Annotated in this window: 17 protein-coding genes; 7 read left to right on the plus strand and 10 right to left on the minus strand. The window is 41.2% G+C overall.

Translation table 11 applies throughout. The features are described 5' to 3' along the window. Positions 1-44: 44 nt before the first annotated feature. Positions 45-851: a formylglycine-generating enzyme family protein gene (locus QZZ23_RS03065; protein WP_292466730.1), complete on the plus strand. Its 807-nt coding sequence runs from the start codon at positions 45-47 to the stop codon at positions 849-851. Between the two features lie 148 nt (positions 852-999). On the opposite strand, the gene QZZ23_RS03070 is transcribed toward QZZ23_RS03065, so the two are convergent. Continuing rightward, complete coding sequence (locus QZZ23_RS03070; RefSeq protein ID WP_292466731.1) at positions 1,000-2,094, minus strand: penicillin-binding protein activator; 1,095 nt, start codon at positions 2,092-2,094, stop codon at positions 1,000-1,002. Between the two features lie 186 nt (positions 2,095-2,280). On the opposite strand from QZZ23_RS03070, the gene QZZ23_RS03075 reads away from it, so the two are divergent. From QZZ23_RS03075 to QZZ23_RS03085, 3 genes are read left to right on the plus strand one after another with little or no spacing between them, the layout of a single operon-like run. Continuing rightward, entirely contained in the window at positions 2,281-3,306 is a 1,026-nt protein-coding gene (locus tag QZZ23_RS03075; protein ID WP_292466732.1) for a Vms1/Ankzf1 family peptidyl-tRNA hydrolase, read from the plus strand. A 10-nt stretch (positions 3,307-3,316) separates the two neighbouring features. Next, positions 3,317-3,889 (plus strand): hypothetical protein, encoded by a 573-nt coding sequence (locus tag QZZ23_RS03080; protein ID WP_292466733.1) that lies wholly within the window; start codon positions 3,317-3,319, stop codon positions 3,887-3,889. 25 nt (positions 3,890-3,914) lie between these two features. Continuing rightward, positions 3,915-4,688: a 23S rRNA (uridine(2552)-2'-O)-methyltransferase gene (locus QZZ23_RS03085; protein WP_292466735.1), complete on the plus strand. Its 774-nt coding sequence runs from the start codon at positions 3,915-3,917 to the stop codon at positions 4,686-4,688. A gap of 103 nt (positions 4,689-4,791) precedes the next feature. Here the strand turns inward: QZZ23_RS03085 and QZZ23_RS03090 are convergent, their stop codons facing one another. Further along, a complete protein-coding gene (locus tag QZZ23_RS03090; protein ID WP_292466736.1) occupies positions 4,792-5,082 on the minus strand; it encodes a DUF211 domain-containing protein in 291 nt (96 codons plus the stop codon). Between the two features lie 159 nt (positions 5,083-5,241). On the opposite strand from QZZ23_RS03090, the gene QZZ23_RS03095 reads away from it, so the two are divergent. From QZZ23_RS03095 to QZZ23_RS03105, 3 genes are all read left to right on the plus strand, one after another. Then, entirely contained in the window at positions 5,242-5,880 is a 639-nt protein-coding gene (locus tag QZZ23_RS03095) for a histidinol phosphate phosphatase domain-containing protein (RefSeq protein WP_292466737.1), read from the plus strand. 26 nt (positions 5,881-5,906) lie between these two features. Next, positions 5,907-6,554, plus strand: a complete 648-nt coding sequence (locus tag QZZ23_RS03100; protein ID WP_292466738.1) for a cyclase family protein — start codon at positions 5,907-5,909, stop codon at positions 6,552-6,554. A gap of 223 nt (positions 6,555-6,777) precedes the next feature. Continuing rightward, a complete protein-coding gene (locus QZZ23_RS03105; protein ID WP_292466740.1) occupies positions 6,778-7,656 on the plus strand; it encodes an archaellin/type IV pilin N-terminal domain-containing protein in 879 nt (292 codons plus the stop codon). Between the two features lie 5 nt (positions 7,657-7,661). Here QZZ23_RS03105 and QZZ23_RS03110 read toward each other — a convergent pair whose 3' ends face one another. The 8 genes from QZZ23_RS03110 to QZZ23_RS03145 all read right to left on the minus strand — a co-directional run bounded on the left by QZZ23_RS03110 (position 7,662) and on the right by QZZ23_RS03145 (position 24,430). Beyond that, positions 7,662-8,249 (minus strand): hypothetical protein, encoded by a 588-nt coding sequence (locus tag QZZ23_RS03110; RefSeq protein ID WP_292466741.1) that lies wholly within the window; start codon positions 8,247-8,249, stop codon positions 7,662-7,664. 26 nt (positions 8,250-8,275) lie between these two features. Then, complete coding sequence (locus tag QZZ23_RS03115) at positions 8,276-8,821, minus strand: XTP/dITP diphosphatase (protein ID WP_292466742.1); 546 nt, start codon at positions 8,819-8,821, stop codon at positions 8,276-8,278. Then, complete coding sequence (locus QZZ23_RS03120) at positions 8,814-9,386, minus strand: Kae1-associated kinase Bud32 (RefSeq protein WP_292466744.1); 573 nt, start codon at positions 9,384-9,386, stop codon at positions 8,814-8,816. Before QZZ23_RS03120 ends, QZZ23_RS03115 begins: the two co-directional genes overlap by 8 nt. Next, on the minus strand, positions 9,377-10,402 hold the full coding sequence (locus QZZ23_RS03125; RefSeq protein WP_292466745.1) for a bifunctional N(6)-L-threonylcarbamoyladenine synthase/serine/threonine protein kinase: 1,026 nt from the start codon (positions 10,400-10,402) through the stop codon (positions 9,377-9,379). The genes QZZ23_RS03120 and QZZ23_RS03125 overlap by 10 nt, the downstream gene beginning before the upstream one ends. A 38-nt stretch (positions 10,403-10,440) precedes the next feature. Beyond that, positions 10,441-13,782, minus strand: a complete 3,342-nt coding sequence (locus tag QZZ23_RS03130; RefSeq protein WP_292466747.1) for a PGF-pre-PGF domain-containing protein — start codon at positions 13,780-13,782, stop codon at positions 10,441-10,443. A gap of 115 nt (positions 13,783-13,897) precedes the next feature. Beyond that, on the minus strand, positions 13,898-17,701 hold the full coding sequence (locus QZZ23_RS03135; RefSeq protein WP_292466748.1) for a PGF-pre-PGF domain-containing protein: 3,804 nt from the start codon (positions 17,699-17,701) through the stop codon (positions 13,898-13,900). 338 nt (positions 17,702-18,039) lie between these two features. Beyond that, positions 18,040-18,933 carry a glycosyltransferase family A protein gene (locus QZZ23_RS03140; RefSeq protein ID WP_292466749.1) on the minus strand — a complete coding sequence of 298 codons (894 nt, stop codon included), beginning with the start codon at positions 18,931-18,933 and terminating at the stop codon, positions 18,040-18,042. Positions 18,934-19,135: 202 nt separating this feature from the next. Then, positions 19,136-24,430, minus strand: coding sequence for a cobaltochelatase subunit CobN (locus QZZ23_RS03145; protein WP_292466750.1), 5,295 nt, complete (start codon positions 24,428-24,430; stop codon positions 19,136-19,138). Positions 24,431-24,563 lie beyond the last annotated feature (133 nt).

A 24,563-nucleotide genomic window follows, 5' to 3' on the forward strand; every position in this document is an offset into this window, starting at 1 on the left:
ATTAATACTATTGTGCCCGAAAAAAGTCACAAAGAGGACTTATTATGCGGATAGGTATAAAAAAAGCAATAATAATTCTAGCTGTGCTCCTTCTTGCAATCTCTGTAACAGGATGCACATCTGAAGATAATGGTAGCGACAGTGGGGACAGTGTTTCATCATCATCAAGCTCTGTTGATATTGAGTTTCAGTTTATTGAAGCCGGAACCTTTGATATGGGTACATCAAAGTATGCTTACTCCCAGCCAGTGCATGAAGTAAGGCTTGCAAATGATTACTACATTGGTAAGTATGAAGTCACACAGGCACAGTGGGAAGCAGTAATGGGAAGCAACCCTTCAGCAACCAAGGGCGACAATCTGCCTGTTGAAAGCGTATCATGGGAAGAGATCCAGCAATTCATTGAGAAACTCAATGAGATGGAAGGAACCGATGCATATCGTCTTCCTACTGAAGCTGAATGGGAATATGCAGCAGCTGCAGGAACAACCACACTCTATTCATTTGGTGAAATAGATGAGGATGAAGGTCCATTCCTTTCAGACTATGCCTGGTATCAGGAGAACTCCTATGAGAAGACGCATAACGTAGGCGAAAAACTGCCAAACCAATTTGGTCTCTATGACGTGCACGGTAATGTATGGGAATATGTGCAGGACAGCTGGGTCGACAACTATGGTGGTGCAAGCGAGGATGGTAGTGCAGTAGAGAAGGGCGAAGGTTCCCTCAGAGTTGCCAGGGGTGGCAGTTACTCAAGCAAGGAAAATGCACTTTACACTTCATACAGAAGGAAGCAGGATCCACGTGATGGTGATCTATCAATAGGTTTCCGTCTTGCAATGGATGCATAATTTTAATTTATTTAAAAAAGACTAAAGCCATCTTGCTTTAGTTGATATTTCTTTTTTAGTTCGATTTGAATTTGACTTTTTTTAGCATCTCTCACAAGTGTAACATTTTTTTGATATATTTCATATTTTAATGAAAGATTAAATGAGCTTACGATTCTAGTGTAACAAAAGCCCCATTCCGGACTTGTACAAGTACATATCCTTCTTCAATGTCTCCTTTTTCATCGAACGTGATATGTCCTGAAGCACCATCGAATTCAATCTCATACAGCACATTCTTTATTTCCTCTCCATTGGTGGCTCCCTGTTCGATTGCCATGATGATTGCAGTTGCTGCATCATACGCTTGGGCAGCAAAAAGGGGTGCTTTTTTGCCATATGCTTCTATATATTTTTGCTTGAATTCTTCAGATTCCGGACTTACGGACACAATAGTAACTCCTTCAACTGAACTTCCAAGTTCTAGTATTGAAGCATCTTTGAGACCTTCTGATCCATATATATCAGCTTCGATTCCCATGTTTGTTAGCTGGCTAAGCAGTGCAACACTGGATTCAGGTGCGTTACTAATGATATAGACAACTTCTGGTCCGGCATTTTTTATTTTCGTAAGCTGTTTTCTCATATCGGATGATCCAGCTTGGTAGGTTTCATTTGCAACGACTTCTCCGCCAAGTGTTGTGAATTCCTCTGTAATTGTAGTTGCAAGGCCGTTACCATACTGGTCATTTGTGTAGAGAAGTGCAAGTTTTGTGTAACCTGCGTTATTCATTGTTTTTGCTGAAAAAATACCATGACGGTCATCTGCGCGTACTGTCCTGAAAATATAGTCTCCTGCATTTGATATTTCAGTACTTGTAGATGCCGGAGATATCATAATAACCTTATTTTGTTCTGCAATTGGTGCTGCAGCAAGGGTTGCAGCTGGGATGAGGTCGCCAATCACGGCCTGGACATTGTCAATACTTATCAATTTATTCATAGCTGTTGCTGCTTCTTTCGGTTCTGACATGGTATCTTTGGTAACTACTTGAATATTAGGCATATTTGATTCGTTAAATGCAAGCATTGCACCATTTTTTACAGCAATACCGTAATCAGCTGCAGCACCTGTATATGGTCCCATTATTCCAACAGTAATAACGTCTGTTGTCTTCTCCGATGTTTCGTTATCTGTGCATCCTGATGTGAGCAGGATTCCCAGAATAACTAATATCACAATAACTGCACTGCCTGTTTTCATATTTCATCCCTGTTTTGATAAATAGATGTTATAATTCGCTTCTTGTAGTTATATATAGTTTTCTTTTTATTTTATTAATGTAACTGACCGGCTAGGTTATTTTATGAAGTTTAGTTCAACTGAGATATCCATTTGCAAGCATATAGACAGGTTATATATCCAGTAAGTTTCTATTTCTGGTATAAAATGAAAGAGAAGGACAAATTTGTTGATAACATCAGTTCCATTTTCAACAGGTACTCAGGAAAAGAGGAACTGGAGAATGAAATAAAAAAGCTACAGTCACGTATGATTGAGCTTGAGCTGGATGTGAGAACTGCCAACATAAGGTATGAAAAAAGTACTGAGTCTGAAAAGAAGGCAATTGCATCAAAGCAGGAAGCAGAAGAAAAATTAAAGGCTGCAGAGGTAAGACTCCGTACAATGGAGCATGAGCTGGAAAAACAAAGAACGGATGCTTCAGGTGAATTATCATTTACCCGTGTCGATCAGTTTAGTAAAACAAGAACTGAAGAGTTCCTCCTGTCTCTTTCTTCATTAAGATCTCCCTCAGGTTCATTGCTGACTGTAAACGTTGCTGCCGGTGAGCAGTTGATCGATCTTAAGGATCATGAAGTAATAATGGAGCGGATAGACAGTGAAACTCTTGCGTTGATCGAAAAGGTAGTCTCATCAAGCGGATTTGTATTGTTCTATTCTCCTGATCATCTGGTGAACGAAATGATAATTCCTCCGTTACCTGTGGAAAAGTCTTACTGGGTTGCAGGGGATTCATTTAGTACGGGCGGTGTCACGGAATCACTTAACAGAGAGCTAAGTGTTTGTGTACTGGTGGCACATGCCGGTGAATCTTTTGTAGGTTACTCTCTTGACATGGAAGAGTTTGATTCATTTCAGGTGATCAAAAGTAGTGTGAAAGCCAAACATGCAAAGGGCGGTTTCAGCCAGAGGAGATTTGAACGCCTGAGAGATGAAGACATAGCACACCACATCGACAAGGTAAAATCATCCCTTAAAGATATGTTTGAGGAATTCCGGGGCAGTATCGATTACCTTTTCATAGCAGGGGATCTCCAGCTTGGAAAGGAAATTACAGAAAATGTTCCTATCGATATTAAACAGATATTCTCATCATCTGATATTCGTATAGAAAAACATAATATCTCCGATATCCTAACACAATTGTTGGTTTGTCGCAGATATAGGTTCTAAAGAGGTTGGTATGATTATGTTGAGTAAAGAAGAACTCTGTGGGGTAATTGATGCAATTGGAGCCCTGACTGTAGGGGAGATATATTCTGTTGCAAAGGAAATGTCTCTTCTCAGGGGTGATGTTCCACGATCCATGCCTGAAATCAAGAATATCTGTGACGATTCTGAAAATGAAAATCTGATTGTTGCTGTCTCCTGGGACGAAGTTGAAGGTATGGAGGAAAGCGATCTTGCCTATTACATAGCTGGTCCAAATGCTTTTCCGGAAGTTCCTTTCGAATTAAGTGAGGTTATTGATATCCTTGAATTGACAAAGAGAGAAGTAGATCTCACTAAAGTTTCCGGTAGGATCAGCAGGAACCTGCATCGAAGGATAAAAAATCTGGATAATAAAATTGATTCTGTCAATAAAGGAAAAGTCCATGAAAAAGATCTGGAAAACCTGGAACACAGGTATAGTGACATACTGAATCAATATTATGACTACAGTTTCTGGCTTCCGGAAAATATATCTGCTATCGAGGATGAAATAAAAGAACTCAGTAGTAGAATAGAATCTCTGAAGTCGGCACAAGGTATTTGACTTTTAGGTAGTATCAAGTATTCATATGGCAAGAGATAGACGCGATAAGTATTACTGGAAAGCTAAAGATCAGGGTTATCGCTCCCGTGCATCATACAAGCTTTTCCAGATCAATGGCAAGCACCATATAATTGAAGAAGGCGATACAGTTGTTGATCTGGGTGCTGCTCCCGGTGGCTGGTTGGAAGTTGCAAAGGAGATATCAGGTGGCAGAGTAGTGGGTGTTGATCTCAAAAAGATCTTGCCCATAGAGGGTGTTGAAACTATTGTAGGGGATATCACTTCAGACCGGACTATAGAGAAGATTCTTGGCCTTGTGGGACAAGGTGGGGCAGATGTAGTTATATGTGATGCTGCACCAAATCTTAGCGGTAACTGGAGCTATGATCATGCAAGGTCCATCGATTTGACCAGGTCTGCCCTTGGATGTGCAAAGAAGATACTAAAACCAGGAGGACACTTTGTTGTAAAGGTTTTTCAGGGTGACATGTTCAAGGCTTTCCTCGAGGAAGTAAAGGATAATTTCAGTTACACTCATTCTTATTCTCCCAAAGCATCGCGATCACAGAGTGCCGAAATATATGTGATTGGCAAGAAATTCTTAACTTCTCCTGTCAGGCGTGGGGATGAGTTTGACGTTGAGATCACAGAGCTTGGTTCAAGCGGCGATGGTGCAGTACTCATCGATAGTTTTGTAGTTTTTATAAAAGATGTTGAAATCGGAGATCACGTGAAAATAAAGATTCAGGATGTAAAGCCTAATTTTGCCTTTGCAGATGTTATTGAAAAGATGGACTAAATACAAATCTATAATCGTCAACAGTTCGTGACATTTTACTACAATATTCAAATAAAAGAAAAAAAAGATGTATTGGTAATATAAGAATATCTTTTCGATATCCTTATCTTTCCTGCAATGTTTCAACTTCTTCCACAAGCCGTTTTCCGGCAGCAATCTCATCTATGCTGTGCACCACAGCTCCGAGATTTTCGATGCACTGGTTTACTTCGTCATAGTCAAGATTCTCACCTTCAATGGTAATCTTGACCGTTTCTGTTTGCTGGTCTACCTCATAAAGACTGAGATTCACTCCATGCACTCCTGGGAGTACACTAAGTGTCTTGGACAATTCAACAATTGATGGATGATGGGGTTTAAGCACATCCAGAACCAATCTTCTAACACCTGTCAATTTTTCATCCTTCCTGATTAGAAAGTCATAATTCTTTGAATATATAAGCTTACGAACATTGTTATTAAACATTATATTATTTTTGTCTTCCTATGGAATGGTTTTATCTAATTTTAGGACATATGTAGAATTCATTCCCATAATTGGTGAGGTATTCTTATGATAGATATGCATACTCATACTATTTTCAGTGACGGTGAACTTATTCCCAGTGAACTTGTAAGAAGGGCAGTAGTTCATGGATATAGGGCAATAGGCATCACCGATCATGCTGACTTTACAAATGTGGAACACATTATAAAAAATGTAAGCAAGGCAAAATACCTTGAGGATGAATTTGACATCCAGGTTAAAGTAGGTGTGGAAATCACACATGTTCCGCCCCGTAAAATTGCTCCTCTTGCAAGGATGGCAAAAGAGCTGGGCGCAGAAATTGTGGTAGTCCATGGTGAGACTATAAACGAGCCTGTCATGCCCGGTACTAATGCAGCTTCTGTTGAACTTGCAGATGTTGATATACTTGCACATCCGGGTTTTATTACGATTGAAGAAGCTGAGACCGCCAGGGAAAATGATGTATGCCTGGAGATTACTGCCAGGAATGGTCATAACAGGACTAACGGTCATGTTGCAAGAATTGGTATGGAAGCCGGTGCCACTCTTGTAGTTAATACTGACACACATAGTCCGGGCAATCTTATTACAAGGGACTTCGCCCTGAAAGTTGCCATGGGTGCCGGGATGACTGAAAAGCAGGCATATGAAGTGCTAAATAATTCTATCCGCTTCCTGGATTGAAAAACTTTATATTTTTTGTTTTAAAAATGCTAGGCAGGATAATTGATATAAGCACGGGCATATCTAAAGATACTCCTGTGTATGAGGGTGATCCTGAACCTCTGATTGAAAAAGTATCATCTCTTGAAAAAGATGGATTCGTGGTATCCAGAGTCAGTATTGGCACTCATACAGGTACTCATGTAGATGCGCCTTCTCACATATTCGGGGGTGGAAAAACCGTTGATAAGCTTCTTCCCGAATCATTTATGGGAAAAGCTGTTCTGCTGGACATGTCGTCAGGTGAAGGCTGCATAACTGACCATGATCTTGAGAAATCTTATATTCAATTTGCAGATGAGAAAGATATAGACATCCTTTTGATAAAAACGGAGAATTATTCGCCTTCCAGTAAAGTTTTGGTTTCAGATAGGATGCTTGCAACAAGTGCAGGTATGTGGATATTTGAACATGGTTTTCAGGTTGTTGGGGTTGATACTCTTTCAGTTGATGTTGAGTCTTCCCTTCCCAATCATCATCTGTTCTTGAGTCATGGAATAAATATTGTTGAGTATTTGCACTTATTTGGTGTCGTTGAGTCTGTTTACTATTTTATATGTCTTCCGTTAAAGATTATCGGTTGCGATGGTGCACCAGCACGTGCGATTTTACTGGATTCATCTTTTTTTGAATAGTGGCTGGCATTTTTAAGACATGGATGAATTTATAGTTTAATTTAAATACAACTTATATTATAATATGATATATAATATCTTATACATATGCAAATAGCAATAATAGCGATTGAAAACTATTAAATAACAGGATTAATATAGTATAACTCGTAATCTAATACTGTTACACGATTGCTAAAACGTTTCATGAGGGAATCGCACGAAAGCAAATCAGAAGCATTTAATGCACAGTGACAACCGTGCACAGGTAGGTATAGGTACCCTTATCATTTTCATATCCATGGTACTTGTGGCAGCAGTAGCGTCAGCTCTTTTAATCAAGACTTCCGGTGTGCTACAGCAAAAGGCATCACAGACCGGCCAAGAAACGACGCGTGAAGTTGCTTCCAACATGAGAATTGATCGTGTGGAAGGTGAGCGTGCAACATACACCACGGTAACGGTCACGGATGGTGTCTTATCGGATACAAGCTTAAGCTGTTCAAAAGGTGGAATGATTGAATGGATATCTGAATCAGGAGCATTCAATATTTCTGTAGATGGCGAAGATGCTACTTCTGTAGAGGATAGTTCTTATTATGAATATCGCTTTTCGCGTGCTGGTTCACATAATTTCACTGTAACCGATACTTCCGGTAGTACTACAGGTTCTGTTACTGTGGATAGTGCGGTTGATTATGGTGAGATCACAAAGTTACACATTTCCGTATCCCTTGGTCCTGGCAGTGAGGATGTTGATTTGTCACAACTTATCATCTATCTTTCAGATGGTTCACATGTTGCTAATATAAGGTATGATACGGCAGATACAAGTGACGTCATACATCTGCCAACAGATGAGTACTTTTCAGTAAGCCCAATAAGAACACGTGATCAGACTGTATTCAAAGCCACACAACCTGTGTTAAGAACAGGTGATATCATGGAAGTGGTGGTCGATATACGAAGAGTTTTCCTGGATGAGGATGAAGAGTACGAAGGTCTTACTCCAAGAACAGAAGTGTCTTTCCAGGTAAGGCCAGAGGCCGGAGCTCTTGTGGTGTTTGACTTTACAACTCCTGGTGCTTATTTCGATGAAAAGTACATCCTGCTTAGGTATTGAACACCTTAAAAGCAGGATATTGTATACTTTTTTTCCTCCAGAACTAGTTCGAAATCAAAGTCCCCTTCAACTGGTCCTTTAATTACAACACCAAGACTTCTATTTATGTCAGGATTATTATCCATAATCCATTTTCCGTTATTATCCAATATTCCTTTTCTGAAATAGATGGTATTTCCATCAATATGGTATCTGTCTTTCACACCATTTCCATACTGGCAGATGATTGTGTTGTTCTCCTGAATCCAATAGGTGTCGGTCAAATCTCCATCCATATCGGGGTCAGGGTCCACACCAAACGCAAGATAGCTGATATGAGGCATAGAAAGCTTGATTGTGCAGGTTGAGCCATCAGGACTATTTTGTTCCAGAAGGTTTCTGGGGTATCCATTCTGTATTGACATCAATTCAATTGAAGCATCATTTATTTGTTTGCTGTCCTTTGTTCCGGAGTACACAGGGGATAAGCTGTTCCATGAAAAAGCCATAAGAAATATTACAGCACCTGTTATTACAAGGTAAAATACCATCTTTAGGGGAATGGTATCAGCTGCACGGGTGTCTTTAATAAATGAAGTTTTTTTTGCTTTCACATACACTCTCCGTTTTCTGATATTTTTCAGTCCAGCCATTCTAAAAACTTGTCAAGAGCCCTTCTACGATGTGAAACTGTATTCTTGAACTCATCTCCGAGTTCTCCGAAAGTCTTTCCATTGTAATCGAATATAGGGTCGTATCCAAACCCTCCACTTCCCAATTCTTCAAACGCTATCTTTCCTTCTACAGTTCCGGTGAATGTGAGTGGTTCACTCCCGGGTTCACAATAACCTATGACTGACTTGAACAGGGCTTTCCTGTCAGTTTCACCTTCCATGATCTTAAGGACTCTCTGGTTTCCAAGATTTTTTTCTACAAAGGCAGAATAAGGTCCTGGAAAACCATTGAGTACGTTGATAAACAGTCCGGAATCATCAACTATAACAGGCATTCCCAGTTTTTCTGATACAAGCTTTGCACCGTATGCGGCAATAGGTTCCAGTTCATCTTCCTGAAGTTCAGGGTAGCCATCGGTGTTTTGTATGACTTCATATCCTCTGGATGTAAGTATATCCCTGACTTCTCGGAACTTACCCTTATTACCTGTGACAAATATAATTTTACGCATATCTTCCTCTTTTCTCTATTTCTTTTACTCTCTCAAGCACTTCATCGGCATGTTTGAATTCCTGTCTGTAACCCCTGCAGAATGCATCAATTAGCTTCTCATGATTACTATGTGTGCTTTCAAAAGTTTGGAACAGAACATGCACATCTACACCGTGTGCTTCGGTGCTGCTGTCAAAGAATGAAAGGCCAAAGTCTATCATGTATATCTTTTCGTTGAAAAGAATCAGGTTGGATGTTGTCAGGTCTCCGTGGATTATTCCAGCTTCATGTAGTCTAGCTACAAGGATTCCTATTTGCTCACTGAGATCCTCATCTATGACGTGTTTCAATGCAGTTCCATCCAAATACTGCATTTTTATCGTGCAATTCTCAACGTCATAAATGATGGGAGTCGGTACGCCGGCTCGCCTGGCTTCGGATAAAAGCCTGGCTTCAGCTTTAGTCCTTTCTTTGCGGATTCTTTCGTCAAGTTCTCTTAGGCGATAGTTTTTTGGTACCCTTTCTTTGATTAGTATATCGTCTTCAACTCTCACAGTTGCTTCAGCACCACTTGTCAGATACATGTCTGCCTCCTGTCTTTAAAATCCTTTGGAAGCCATGTAACATCCACTTCATCTGGCCTGAAATTCGGATTAACATGCGAGTTTTCAATATCAATTACGTTCCCTGAGTCATACATCAAAAGTCCCAGGTATGCTATCATTGCACCATTATCACCCATGAAACGCTTTTCAGGTACGTAAAAGGAAGCTCCGCGTTCTGTACACATTATATCCAGCATTTCCTGGAGTCTCATATTTGCTCCGACACCACCTGCAAGAAGCACCTCGCTCTTTCCGGTGTGTGCAAGGGCGCGTTCGGTAACTTCTACTACCATTGCAAAGGCTGTCTCCTGGAAAGAATAGCATACATCCTCCATGGAATTGTTTTTCAGAGCTTCGGTTGCAGCTGTGGATAATCCTGAAAATGAGAGATCCATTCCTTTCACAACATAAGGGAGTGGAATGTAGTTTGATGCGTTTCTGGCAAACTGCTCGATCTGCGGTCCGCCCGGATGTCCAAGCCCGGCACTCCTTGCAAATTTGTCAAAAGCATTTCCAAGTCCGATATCCAGTGTTTCCCCGAAAACCCTGTATCTTCCCATTCTATAAGCCAGTACCTGTGAATTAGCACCACTGACATACAGGGTTACAGGGTCGGTTGCAGGCGTTTTCCAGCGGCCGACTTCCACATGTGCAAGGCAGTGATTTACACCTACCAGTGGTACATCAAGGCTTATTGCCAACATCCTGGCTGCAGTTGCCACGGTACGCAAACAGGCACCAAGTCCGGGTCCCTGGGAAAAAGAAATAGCATCAATTTGTGAAGCATCTACTCCCTTCTTCTTTGCTTCCTCTAAAACTCCCTTAACTACATAGGAGGCATATTTAGCATGGTGCTGTGCTGCCTCCCTGGGATGTATTCCCCCTGTAGAGGGACGGTACATATCAGAAACCTCTGCAATAACCTCTTTCTCATTAACGATGGAAGCACTGAGATTCCATGCAGTTCCTTCGATGCCAAGCACTGTTCCTTTCAACTTTATTTCTCCGGCGCTAAATGGGAGCCGGTTGAATATTAATTTTGCTGTTTCCTGTGAAGTACACAGGTGGCGACAAGTATTATCATTGTTACTAATGGAGATATTGCAGGGAGCTTTCTATTTTCATCACTTTCATTTTCTTCAGGGTATTTGGTTGCATTGTTCTCTTTTGTCGTCGGACTACCTGCGTTAACCTGAGTAGTTCCTAATTCTACAGAGGACTTCGTCGCTGATTCTTCTGCTGTGATGGCAAATGGCGAAAATCCAGGAGTGCTTGCTTCAAAATAGATGTAATTTTCATCGGAATTAGTTTGTTTTGTTTCAAGCGCATTCCATATGCCATTACTATACCTGTTCATTGATATGGTTTCAGTATCAATATCGTTATCTTCAACCCACTGTTTGTTAATCTTAAACCCTATGACCGGGTCATTAATATTTGATTCAGTGGCATAACCTGTTTTTCCTACCCAGATATTCATATACTTGTATACCTTTCCCTGAACAGGTTTGTCGGCAAATGTGGATGTATTCTTCAGTATTTCAATTGTAGTACTGATCTTTCCTGCATTTTTTAGTGATGTGTAACGGACAAAATCAATATCATTGTTCTCTTTATCAAAATCAAATTCTACGGTTTCGCCTTTACTCACAAAAACCGAAAGTACGTCCTTTAATTCAATATTCTCGTATTCTTCACCAGTAGTCCCTCCTCCACCACCGCCTCCTCCACCACCTGAAGAGCTTGGTGTAGCAGTTCTTACGGATGTTGTTACGGTTGTATTTGTCCCGTTTCCATTGTTTTTGGCAAAGTCCACGGGTTTTAGGCTATAGTTGTAAGTAGTGTTTGAAGATAGTCCTGTGTCTGTCATCTGTGAAGCGGAATTATTGACAATAAATGTGCCGTCTCTCCATATTTCCACATGGTCAGTGTCTTCGGACTGCCTCCATGAGAGTGTAATGGAGGATGAGCTGCTGGAATTTATCAGATCGGTGATAACAGGGTCTCCGTAATCCTCATAGAAAGTCCAGTTATAGTTCATCTGCTGGCTCTGGTTTGTAAGTGCTGTGACCGATACATTGTGCTGGCCTTCGGAGTAAGGCTGAGATGTCACATTTTCGACCCTGTAGCCATCATCGATTATTTCCAGAGAGTGAATTACATCTGAACCATCAATAGTCAAAGTTATTGAACTTGTATTTATTCCATAAGGCCATATGAGGTCAGATGATACTGCAATTGTGTTGTTGTTTGTGAATGAATTGTTTCGTGGATATTCATTGTAGCCAGGTGTAAAGTAAAGTACAAGTGAGAAATTCTGTGGTCCCTGTGGGATGTTTGTACCTGTGACCGTAAATGTGTATGTCCCTGAAGATGGATTTGTCAATTCAACTCCTTCAACATTATTTAATGTGTCAGCAGCTCCGTTACCATAATATATGTCATCAGGAGCTGTAACCACCAAGTCAAGATTGTTAATAAGTTGCAGCTGCACAGCGGCATCTCCCGGGTAATCTGTCCACACAAGCGTTGCTCTTAATGTTTCAGACGCATCAGCTATATCGTAGCTTACATTCCATGATTCACCGGTGCTCAAAGGCATGTTGTCGAAATACTTTATAATGCCCTGATATTGTGGATATATAGCATTCTCGATGTCAACACGTCCCCATCCCTGAGCGTAATCGGGCCTTCCGTTGATTTCCTGTGTGCTACCGTTGCCATATTGGCCGGGTGTAAGGTTATAAGCTCCGTTTATCAGTGTTGCTTTTATCAATGCAGCACTTGGACTACTCAGGTTCTTGACATCTGTATAGTACTGTCTGACAATAGCTGCAGAACCAGCAGTAATTGGTGTGGCCATACTTGTCCCGCTCATGTAGAGGTAATCTCCGGTCCCGCTGGTCAAGCTGGATTTTGTAGAATTTATATATGTACCAGGGGCTACCAAGTCTGGTTTAATTCTTCCATCGTCGGTAGGTCCTCGGCTGCTGAATGCAGCAATTCCTTCGTCGTTATCGGCTCTGTAATCATACTTTATTACATCATTTGAAGAAAAGTATGCTCCATATATAGTAGTGATCTCAGGCCTGTAGTTTTCAGATGCACCAACAGTAAGGCAGTTCTTTGCAGTTCCGGGTGCTCCGATAGAATCTGTATTAATAACTCCGTTGTTATCTGTATCTCTTCCTTCGTTCCCTGCGGAAAAAAGAATAAGCATGTCAGGATGGTCCCACATGAATTGGTCAACTTGCTGTGATTCAATCGTGTATGCTCCATATGTGGACATTCCCCAGCTGTTGGTGTGTATTCTTGCACCCAGTTCGTAGGCATCTTGGAAAAATACTGAAATGTCGGCCATATTATCTATTCCACCAAGACTCCCATCGGAATCTTGTACTGCCTGAAAGACAAGCGTTGCTTCAGGAGCCGTTCCTGCATACTGTCCATCTGACATTGTTCCGTTTCCTAAAACAGAACCACTAACATGGGTGCCATGTCCTCCACCATACATAGTAGATGCATCATCCTCCGGTCCGTTGTCAGAGTAATCAGTGATGTTCAATATCCTGCCTCTAATATCGGCATGCATTGAATTATCATTAACTCCTGTGTCAAGTCCGGTGTCACAAACAGCTACTATCTGTCCGTTTCCTTTCAGTCCGTAGGTCTCATAAACGGTAGCTGCATTAACAATGGTTGCAGCAACATCATTGTTCAGGGTTGGTTGGATATATTCCTCTATCCAGCTTATACCATTGATGGAGGCTATTTCGGACAAATTGTCTGTCTGAATCTCTATCTGCAATATTTTTCCTGAGTTTGCAAGGACATTTCCACCAAAATCTTCGATTTCCGTAATTATTCTTTTGTTGTCTGATGCAGAGAAAAGCAGTACTGTATATGTGTTATCATTATCTTGATCTGAACTGGAAAGCTGAATATCGTTTTTTTCCGGTAATTCAGCTTCATATTTATATGAGGGTTTGTACTCACCAACCCATTGGACAAAATCCAGTGATTGAACCTGAAGTTTTACATCCTCGTTCATTCTGAATACGAATGCATTGTGAGGGATATAGTTGTATATGATGGCTCCGGTTGATGTTACGTTCTGTTTCCATTTTTCGTCAACATGCCCGGTAAATTGTACTATATAGTATTGTTCTGTTTCCTCTGCGGACCGGGTGTTGAAACTCTGGCTTGCATATTTTTCAGACTCAGTAATTGTATCGGTATTTACCTGTCCTGCTTTTAATAGCAGGAGTTTACTGTTGTTTTCATTGTCTGCACTTGTATTGGTGCTGAAAGCTGTTGCTATGATCATAAGCATAACTAGTATCAGGATACTGTTTTTCTGTACATTAAGTGCCATCCCTACTTGTATTCAGAATAGCTATATATTATAACTTAACCATATTTATATATTCGCAGGTATAATAACAAAAATATATCATGTGGTTTGTGCAGGCATAATCATTTAAAAAAAGTTAGTGCTTCCTGACAAGGAAGCACACAAAAGAGATTATCAATATACTCATCAAAGCGGAAAGTGTCGCAAGCGTGTTCTCTTCTTGCGTTTCACTTTCTGTTGAAATATTGACACCAGATTCACTTTCATCAATAGTGGAATACTGTTCATCAGGAACAGAAAACAGTTTTTTTTCACCAGTAATTACAAACGATGAGAACCCTGATGTATATGCTTCAAAATATAGATAGTCTTCATCTGAGCCTGTTTGCACAGTTGTAAGTCCACTCCAGTCACCATCGTATCTGTTAAGCACAATAGTGTCTTCAATGATGCCACTATCCTCTATCCAGTCTCTTGCGACCTTGAAGCCTATTACTGGATCAACAATGTTGCTTTCAGTTGCATAACCTACTTTTCCAACCCAGATATTAATGTTTTTGTAAACTTCTCCGGATGGGAGTGTATCAACGAAAGTCGATTTCTCTTTCAGGACTTCTATTGTTGTAGAAATGGTTCCTGCATTTTTCAATGATTCGTAACCTACATACTGGATATCATTTCCTTCCTTCTGAAATTCAAATTTCACAGACATGTCTTTTGTCACAAAAATGGAACTGACATCCTTGAGTTCTATATTTTCAAACTCTTCACCTGTGGTGCCACCGCCCCCACCTCCTCCTCCACCCCCGCCGCTGGTGGATGCACTGCTTGTGGTGCTTTGGGTCTGTACTTTAACCGATATTGTGTAATTCTGGGTAGTTGAGTCACCTGCATTTACTCTATAGTTTATCGGATTTGTGAAATTCTGTACCACTCCACTCTCTGGATATATACTGACTCCTGTGTGAATAATAGTTGGCACCAGTGCTGTTACGTTTGTTCCTTCCGGTACTGTCACAGTTATAGTCTTTGCATTTTCGTCAATGATCCCATCAACATCAGGTTCTGCAAATCTGAAAGCTGTAATTGACTTATCTGCACTTGGCATCACATTGACTGTAGTTATATACTCCTGTGTTGATCCATCCTCTGCTGTAACAGTATAAGTTACCGGTTCAGTGAAATCCTGTGCTGTTCCGCTTGCCGGTGCTACACTTGTTCCTGTATATGTTATCGTTGGAGTAAGTGCTGTCACCTCTGTTCCAGATGGCACTGTTATTGCTATTGTTTTAGCTTCCTCGTTGATCACTCCGTCAGCTACAGGATCTGTAAATCCAAAAGCTGTAATTGACATTTGTGTGCTTGCCATGACGTTCACGGTAACTGTGTAGCTCTGTGTTGATCCATCCTGTGCCGTAACAGTATAAGTTACCGGTTCAGTGAAATCCTGTGCTGTTCCGCTTGCCGGTGCTACACTTGTTCCTGTATATGTTATCGTTGGAGTAAGTGCTGTCACCTCTGTTCCGAATGGCACTGTTATTGCTATTGTTTTAGTTTCCTCATTGACCACTCCGTCAGCTACAGGATCTGTAAATCCAAAAGCTGTGATTGCAGGTCTTACTTTGAAATTCCATGCGTAGGAGAATTGCTGTCCACTGTCTGTCTGAGCTGTTATTGATACGTTGTGTTCTCCACTTTGGTAAGAGGCAGGCGTATTGTACTGTATGGTGTATCCATCATTTATTGCCTGGGCAGTGAAAGTAACGGCGACACCGTCGATAATCATCTGTATGGAATCCTGTTTCACACCCCCGGGGTGCACGACATCTGTGGAAACTGCTGTTGTAGTGTTCGTTGCATAGGTTTCAGAAGCAGGATACTCGTTGTTGTCACAGGTGAATGAAAATACGAGTGCAAAGTTCTGTGGTCCTTCCTGAATGTTATACCCATCAACTGTTATTGTATAGTCGCCTTCTGCCACATTATCGAGCTCTATACCTTCCACATTGTTTATGTGATCTGCTTTACCGTTTCCATAGTATGTGCCAGAAGGACCTGAAAGGGTTAGATCGAGGTCGTTATAGAGTGTTTTGGATGAAGTTAAAGATGAAGGGTAGTCTGTCCAGACGAGTGTTGCTTTGGCAGGTTGTCCATTCTCTATATATTCGTATGTGTGTACCCATGACTGTGAATCAGATAATGGGACATAATCATAATATGCAATGACTTCCGGATAGGCTGCAAGTACTGAGTTTCCCACATCAACACGTCCCCACCCCTGTGAGTAATCAGGTCTTCCTTCAATCTCCTGGTAAGTTCCTGTTCCATATTGCCCCGGGCTCATGTCGTATGCCCCATTGATCAGTGTTGCCTTTAGCAGTGCAGCACTCGGGCTTTCAAGCCGTTCAATATCAGTATAGTACTCCCTCACAAGAGCTGCAGCACCAGCAATAAGTGGAGTGGCAAAACTCGTTCCACCTTCATAAGCATAGTATTGGTTAATTACTCCCCAGTTATACAAACTGTCTGCAACGATACTAGATCTTGTAGAAGCAATGAATGTTCCCGGAGCAACAAGGTCCGGTTTAATTCGTCCATCATCAGTAGGTCCTCTGCCACTGGTTGCATAGATGCCTTCTATATTATCTGCGACGTAATCTCTATTAAAAGGAAATACAGAGAGCTTGTATAAAGAATTTTTATCCGGTCTGTAATTTTCCGATGCACCTACAGAAAGAGCATTTTTAGAGGTTGCTGGTGGAGTTATTGAATTTTTGTCCATAACCCCATTTTTATTAGAATCAGTAGCTTCATTACCCACAGAAAACAGTATTAGCATATCCGGATTGTTCCAGATAAATTCGTCAACCTGCTCTGATACTGATGAATAATCACCAAGTCCGGTGGTGTAACCCCAACTATTGGTATGTATTCGGGCTTCCTGTTCGTATGCGTCTTGAAAAATGATGTTCAGGTTTTCTTTGTTAATCCCGTTCAAATTTCCGTTATCATCCATTATTGCTTCAAATACAAGGCTGGCTTCCGGGGCCATTCCGCTGTATTGTCCACCTGACATTGCTCCGTTTCCCATAACCAATCCTGCTACAACGGTTCCATGACCTCCATTATCTTCTGCACCATCTCCATTGTAATCTATTATTGACAGTATCCTTCCACGGATATCAGCATGCATGGAATTGTCGTTGGTCCCTGTATCAAGTCCTGTATCACACACTGCTACTATCTGTCCGTTTCCATTCAAACCAATGTCATCGTGCACACTGTTCACATTTATAATTCCAGCTGCTACATCACTGAAAAGGGCTGGTTCTGAGTTTTCTTCTAGCCAGCAGATTCCCTCAATTGCTGCAAGTTCATTTATTCTGTCAGAAGATACTGAAATACTTAGAATTGTATCTGAACTGCCAAGTATAGTTCCACCAATTGACGTGATTTCCTCTGTGATCAGTTCATTATTCGATGATTCAAAAAGAACAACCAATAAATAAACTGTAGTATCTTGTATTTCCAGATCTGCCAATTCAAATTCATATTTGTATTCCGGCAGATATTCCCCTGTCCATTGTACAAATTCAAGCGATTCAACCTGATATTTCTCAGTTGCATTCATCCTTAGCACATAAGCATTGTTCGGGATGTAATCAAAGAATTCAACTCCGATGTTTTTGATTTCATCTTTCCATTTCAGGGTGACATGTCCGTCAAATTGTACAATATAATATTTTTCAGAGTCTTCAATGGGTTCAGGTGCAGAAGATGTTTTTATTCCTGCTATTTTTGATCTAGTCTGTTCATCTAAAATGTCTGTATCTATGTTACCTGATTTCAGGTATATTGTATTGTCATCGCTTGCTGTTACTATGAGGGAAGAAAGCAAAATCAATACGAAAGAGATAAACACAACTGTTTTTATATTCATGAAACTGGTTCCTGTTTTGTGTGGGTAAAAATAGAAGTATAGTTCTAGCAATGTATTCTCATCATATTCTATATAAAACAGGGCACACATTCAAAAATAAATATATTTACTAAAATTGTTATATGACATCTTTGTAGTCATCAGTATGGAAAATCTCGATGTTAGACAAAAAAGAGAAGTGTATATGACTCTGGAAACGTGGAGTTGTAGTCTTCAGGAATTTCAAGTGCAAATTCCTGATGTTTGTAAACGCAATTTGAGTGAAATGTACCTTGACCGTATCCTCCACTCTAATTTATTAATGAGTTCTATAAGCTAAAATTCTTTAGTAATGACAGCTACTTTTTACTTTTTCGAGAACCTTTCAGTTTATTCATGAACATAATTTTGTATTCATTCAGTCGGGTTTCCCAATGGTATTTTCTAACTTCCTCATCCTCTACTTTTTTCTCTTTTTTAATCCAGGATGATAAATAACCATATGAATAAGGAATAAACAGATAATATGGTTTTTTACAAATCAAATTCATTGCAGTCAGAGCGAACAATAAAGGATGCTTGTTTACATAATATGCCATAAATCCATTTGCTTTATAGCCTTTCCATAGTCCTTCAGCACTACTGGTTAATCTTGTTTGGGCAAGTACTACATTTTTAAGTTGCTTTGTTTCCCATCCTTTAATCAAAGCCTTGGTATTCGATATTGAATCCGATGAAGGTTCACCAGTATAACCTCCTGTCTCAAAATAACATGTTTTATTCCATATCCTTCCTGACCCTGAAGGAATTGTTTCATTCGATTTGCGCCATTCAAGCTTACCATTTATTTTTTCGTAGATTCCGCCACTAACAATTCCAAGCTTAGGATTTGCTTTAAGTTCATTGATAAGTTTTTCGAAGTATTCCGGCTCTATTATAGAATCTGAATCTAATGATGCAATATAATCATATTGGATGTTTTCTTTATCGCAAAGCCTGATTATATTATCAAAACCCTCTTTGTAGACATAAGCTACGTGAAAAGTAATGTCTCTGGGTTTTGGAGGGAGTTTGATACTCCTTATCCAGCTATGATCCTGCTTGAGACCTTCGATTATATCCGGCGTATTATCTGTACTACCATCATCTACAATAAGCCAAATTAATGGTCTTATTGTCTGATTGATGACAGAATCAGCAACTGAAGGGAGGTCTACTTCTTCATTTTTAGCAGGAGTTATTAAGATATACATAATTAAGCCTTCAGTTTATAATAATTAGTATAAATAATTAAGCTCCTATATTGTCTTTCAAACATTTAAGTTTATTCATTTTTATATAAAAAAAGTAAATATGGACTATATTTGTTCTTAAGTAAAATCCAATGCCTTTTGGTTCAGGCACTGGATAAAGTGGCATTTCAAAAAAGTAAAAACACCCTAAAACTTAATCATTTTAATTCTTCCTTCTCCAGAAACCTACGTAAATAGCTCCAAGCATTCCTAGTACAAACACGGATGCAAATATATCCGAACCGGTAAACGAAAAGCTGCTGCTTTCAGGTGCACTGGTACTTTCCTTAGTCATCTCATAGCCTTCAACATAGTTGTCAGTAGTTGACTTCACAGCATCCTCTGCAGGTGTTTCCATATCCATTCCGGCTCCGGACATCAGAGTCTGGTTTGATGAACCGGAACCTGATTCAGTTACTTTGAGTTCGGTTCCAGTATTACTGCTGGAACTGCTTCTGGATGAAGATGTAGAAGTTGTTTCAGTAGGGTTTGACTGTGATTCTGGTATTTTTGTAGCATCGGCAAGTTTCTTGTCATACTGATCCATCACTTCCTGATAAAGACCTGCTGCTCCCATGTTACCCTGCACGAAATCATCAAGGAGTGGATTTCCACAGGTATGGTGGCAGCATGTCGCACCGTTCTCTGCCACAGATTCAATATACTCTTTCACAAGGTCGTTGACAACATCATCAGGCAGGTCAATGTATCCCTTGCGTACCCCTTCCAGCATCCTACCTGTAATTGATTGGTAGGCTCCGGGATTGTTTTCATTGAAGAAACTCTCCATGTCATCATTGACGTATCTGTAGTACACATTCTCCCACATCTGGTCGTCGACCAATTCCGGATTAGAGACTTCCCATCCCCAGAGATTGTCAACGAACTCGGACATCATCCTGCCACCTGCATAACCGGAATTCATCATACCATCTATCCACTTGTCATTGAGATACCTAGAACGGATGTTCACATTGATGTATCTGCCAAGTTCCACGATTTCAGCCTGATCAGGGTTCCTTGTATCGGAGACATACATGTCAGGTGTGCTTCCGCTAACGTATCTTGTGGCAAGGTTCAGTCCACCGAAGTACTGGAAGAAATCATCATTGTCCAGAGTGTCATACAGGTTAGATGAATCTGAATGCACAGAAGCGTCCACGTTCATCAGGTTGCCTTCAAGCAGTTCGGAACTGTCGAAGCCCCAGAGTTCGCTACCATAGGCATATCCCATCTTATCAAGATACAACTCAGCAATTTCCGACTCATTCTCCCATGTACCACTGGATACGATAGCATTTCCAACAGCAATCTCGTAAGTTCCGTCACGGACTGCGAAGCAGCGCATGGTGGATAATGTAGTTGCCATCTCTGCTGAATATGTCTCGTTACCTGTGCTGTTCAAGAAGGATGCATAAAGGTCTGTATAGATTGCCTGTGTGCTGCTATTGACGTAGTTCGGATAGTTGCCTGGTTCTGCAAGGTTTGCCAGCTTTGAGGCTTCATCAAGCATCTTCAGCTTGTCAGGGAATGCATCACGCATACCTGCAGTGGTGTATACTATGTCAATACGTGGTCTTCCAGCAGTAGAGTTATTGTAGTTAGGAAGCAGTTCTTCTTCAGGTATCAGTTCCACACCAGTTACCTTTCCATTCCTGTCCCAGACAGGCTGGACACCCAGCAGATAAAGTGCTTCTGCTTCCAGTGTGCCGTGGTCCCGGATGAACTCCACACCAAACCTTGAGAATGAGACTTTATCCGGATATTCTCCGTGGTTCTGGTAATAATCATCTATGAGTTGCTGTGCAAGCATCTTTCCTAGTTTCCACGTGGCTTCGGAAGGATAGAGTTCAGGATTGACACCGTAGAAGTTTCGTCCTGTTGGCACTGCATTTGGATTCATCACAGGGTCAGTTCCCGGTCCTGCAGGAATAAATCCGGCACTAAGGGCCGATATCACACGGTCCATTTCAATGGAACTGTCCAGCAGATTCTGCCTGCAATCAAGACCAAATTCAAGGTCGAGGTTAAGTGATTCATCAACTTCACCGTAGACCATCATCTGTGCATCAGATGGCTTGGTTCCGTTGGTAACAATCTCCCATACAAGCTGGTCAATTTTTGTATCGTTGAAGGGAATACCAAGAGGATATTCATCAGCAGGATAATACGCTGCTGTAATGTTATCCTCAAAGTAACTTCCCATCATTGCTCTGACCATAGCTGAAAGTTCATCGGAGGCCGGGTCAGTTGAATTTGTGGAAGGAACTACTCCAAGTACGTGCATTCCATATGGTATGTTCTCGCCTTCAATATCCTCCAGATATTCATGAAGAGTATTTTTGACGAATATATCAAACTGTGACTCATTGTACAGGTAGAGTTCAGATCCGTTAATCTTAAGGTCACTGTCTACACCTGCTTCTATCATTTCATCTATGATTTGCATCTGGTAGGCCTGCTTTGTCTGGAGTGACATTTCAGGTCCGTAGTACTCCTGTATGAATCGTGACATGTTCTCAAGCTGGCCATAGGTTCCTGACCTTTCAAGTGTTGGAGTCAGGTGGTCAATGATAAGCGCATTACCACGGCATTCTGCAGTAAGTCCTTCACCTACGTTTGCCATGATATATGGGTAGATGTTTGGAAGATCCTGCAATAGTAATGGTGCCCATTCGGCAGAACGGTTCATACCGTATGCCTGTCCTGGCAGCCATTCATGCGTACCATGGGTACCAAGATGAATTATTGCATCTGCATCCCAGTCCTTATTCAACCAGAGGTAGAATGCAATATACTGGTGGGGTGGTGGCACAATACTGCTGTGGTAGAGCGTATCATCATTTTGCATGAATCCCCTTGCAGGCTGTGGCATTATCCAGACGTTTCCAAACTGCACAGTTGGTATTACTATGAACTTCTCTCCATTGTCATCTTCCCATATCATGAGGCTCTGGTTCTGCGGAAGATCCTCATCCCAGGGTGCTCCCCACTGTTCAATGACGTCATCTCTTAGGTCTTCAGGTATGTCCTCCTCGAACCACTGCCTGTAAGTGTCCATTGGTATGAGCTGGAGTCCCCATTCAGTCCTATTCTCCACCATCTCGTACATGACACCGGGTGCCCAGGAACCTGCATTGATACCCTGTGCCCATATCTTGTTAAGGAGTACACTGTTGTTCTCTGGGATATCTGTGACCGTAAAGTCACTCTCATTCATCTTGTTGAGCATCAGTCGCATACTGGATATCACATCAAGATAACTTGCACCTATGTTGTCTTTTCCTGAAGGATAGTTGTAGTAGATAATTGCTACTTTCTTGTCCTTGTTCTCATTGAGTTTAAGCTCAGCCCAGTTTATGGACCTGTTAACTATCCAGTCAACCTGTGCATCACTTGGTGTTTGTACACTGGTTTCTGTGTTAGGGTCATATACGCTGTCTCCAACGACTATAAACTCGAAGATACCATCAACGTTAGGACCTATTGTCTTACGGACAACCTGTCCATTTGGAATTCCACGGTTTGCATCTGCAGGGTCGTATGTGTTCGTACTTTCGACTACGATTCCCCTTAATACGGGAACATCCAGTGCTTCGAGTTCACGTAACCCCTTCTCATTATCGAAATAGTTCAGCCTGAAACTCTTCATTGAGATAACGCACTGGACAAGGGACTGGTTGTTCTCATCACAGTAGTACTTGACAATGTCATCAAAAGTATCGAATCCCAGTATCACATTGCAGTCCTTTGATTCGAGGTCTCTCAGGATAGCCTCTGCAACCTCAGTATGTCCTTCCTTGACATCCGACCTGTGCATCCACATGCCGATAGTTGGTCTGGATGGGTCGTATACTCTGTGGGTTCCGCTGTCATCAGAATACCAGGCAAGGTATTCTTCGGTGCTTTCGAAGAACTTTCCTTCATAATCCGGATGGTAGAGTCCAATATCCGGGAGTGAGGCAGTATCAAGTACAACGTATTCCCATTCATCCGTAAGTTCTGCCTGATTACCGAGTTTTGCAAGGTGTATCAACAGGTTCTCTGCATTGTTCAATTGGGCACTGGTTGCAGTTCCCATGTTGTTGTAATAGTTACAAAGGGTATTGTTCTCGCTTCCATTGTAAACATAATCGAAATACTCAGGAGTATCCATGGAACGTATGTCAACAAGCACAGTACCGTTATCATGTGCGCTAGTGATGTACTGGTCTATAGGTTCAAAAATACTGCCTGCAAGCATATCACAGAATATTACATCCTGTTCATCCAGCAGTCCTCCTTTGGCAGCAGCCAGTAGTTCATCACTAGGTCCGGCCCATGTTGTAGTGTTATAGGATGGTAAATATTTGTACTCGATATTCTGGCTGTATGGGTTTGTCTGGCTTGCATTTGTCAGGGCGTCGCTTGGTGCCCATGCGATGTAGAGTATCTTTATTGTTTGCCAGTAATCGGTAATTTCAGGATGGTTGCCGTACTCTTTTGAAATGTATGTCAACAGGTTATCTGCATTCATTCTTTCAACTTCGGTATCTGTTCCCATGCTGTTGTAATAGTTACAAATCGGGTCATCTATTGAACCATTAGATGCGTAATTAAAGTATTCCGGTGTGTTGATAGAACGGATATCCACCAATGAAACACCATTATCATGAGCAGAGTTGAATGAATCGTTCAGCGGTTCATAAATGCTTGCCGATAACATGTCGCAGAAAATCACGTCTTGCTCATTGAGAAGTCCGCTCTCTGCAGCTTCGATGATTTCATTACTTGGACCTGCCCATGTTGTTGTATTATATGAAGGGATGTAAGTGTATTCTATATCGCCGCTGTGGACATTGTTCTGGCTTGCAAGTTCCAGTGCATCACTTGGTTGCCATGCGATATAGAGGATATTGATAGTATCAGCAGCCTCTTCCCATAGGTCAGTTATGTCTTCCCAGTTTCCATACTCCATAGCCAGATATTTCAGAAGCTCTTCTGCATTCTCTCTGCTGGTTTCTGTATCTACTCCCATATTATTGTACAGGTTACAGATAGTGTCATCATCTGTTCCATCGCTCACATAATCAAAATAAGATGGAGTGTCAATGGGGTTAATATCCACAAGGGATGTTCCGTTGTCGTGTGCCTCTTTAAAAGAAGTATTGATAGGATCGTAGACCGCTCCGGACAGCATGTCACAGAAGATCACATCCTGCTTTTCCAGTAGTCCGTTGTTTGCAGCTTCAATGAGTTCGTCGCTGGGTCCGGTCCATGTTGTGGTGTTAAATGACGGTATGTAGATGTAATTGATGTCATCGGCAAAGGATGCGTTCTGACTTGCCATTTCCAGTGCCGGGTCAGGCATCCATGCTATATACATTATATTTACTTTGTCTTCATCTGCCGCTGCTATACCAATTAATGATACCAACAATATGCTTAATACTAATATCGATCTAATTTTCAGTTGCATGTTATCCCCCGATAACTTGTAGTGACACTCCTCCATCATGCTTGGCGGCTTTTTAGGGGGAGTGTACACATTTGTTTTGTATGTATTTTTATCAATTCATATATTAAAAGGCACAAAAAAAGAAAAGTGCCCG

The organism is Methanolobus sp., from assembly GCF_016278385.1.
In the GTDB taxonomy this organism is placed as follows: domain Archaea; phylum Halobacteriota; class Methanosarcinia; order Methanosarcinales; family Methanosarcinaceae; genus Methanolobus.

Excerpts from the sequence above, each read along its gene's own strand:
- QZZ23_RS03130 (WP_292466747.1), bottom strand. The coding sequence starts at position 13,782 with ATGGCACTTAATGTACAGAAAAACAGTATCCTGATACTAGTTATGCTT.
- QZZ23_RS03075 (WP_292466732.1), top strand. The coding sequence starts at position 2,281 with ATGAAAGAGAAGGACAAATTTGTTGATAACATCAGTTCCATTTTCAAC.
- QZZ23_RS03145 (WP_292466750.1), bottom strand. The coding sequence starts at position 24,430 with ATGCAACTGAAAATTAGATCGATATTAGTATTAAGCATATTGTTGGTA.
- QZZ23_RS03085 (WP_292466735.1), top strand. The coding sequence starts at position 3,915 with ATGGCAAGAGATAGACGCGATAAGTATTACTGGAAAGCTAAAGATCAG.
- QZZ23_RS03135 (WP_292466748.1), bottom strand. The coding sequence starts at position 17,701 with ATGAATATAAAAACAGTTGTGTTTATCTCTTTCGTATTGATTTTGCTT.
- QZZ23_RS03100 (WP_292466738.1), top strand. The coding sequence starts at position 5,907 with ATGCTAGGCAGGATAATTGATATAAGCACGGGCATATCTAAAGATACT.
- QZZ23_RS03080 (WP_292466733.1), top strand. The coding sequence starts at position 3,317 with ATGATTATGTTGAGTAAAGAAGAACTCTGTGGGGTAATTGATGCAATT.
- QZZ23_RS03140 (WP_292466749.1), bottom strand. The coding sequence starts at position 18,933 with ATGTATATCTTAATAACTCCTGCTAAAAATGAAGAAGTAGACCTCCCT.
- QZZ23_RS03070 (WP_292466731.1), bottom strand. The coding sequence starts at position 2,094 with ATGAAAACAGGCAGTGCAGTTATTGTGATATTAGTTATTCTGGGAATC.
- QZZ23_RS03095 (WP_292466737.1), top strand. The coding sequence starts at position 5,242 with ATGATAGATATGCATACTCATACTATTTTCAGTGACGGTGAACTTATT.
- QZZ23_RS03105 (WP_292466740.1), top strand. The coding sequence starts at position 6,778 with ATGCACAGTGACAACCGTGCACAGGTAGGTATAGGTACCCTTATCATT.
- QZZ23_RS03120 (WP_292466744.1), bottom strand. The coding sequence starts at position 9,386 with ATGTATCTGACAAGTGGTGCTGAAGCAACTGTGAGAGTTGAAGACGAT.
- QZZ23_RS03065 (WP_292466730.1), top strand. The coding sequence starts at position 45 with ATGCGGATAGGTATAAAAAAAGCAATAATAATTCTAGCTGTGCTCCTT.
- QZZ23_RS03115 (WP_292466742.1), bottom strand. The coding sequence starts at position 8,821 with ATGCGTAAAATTATATTTGTCACAGGTAATAAGGGTAAGTTCCGAGAA.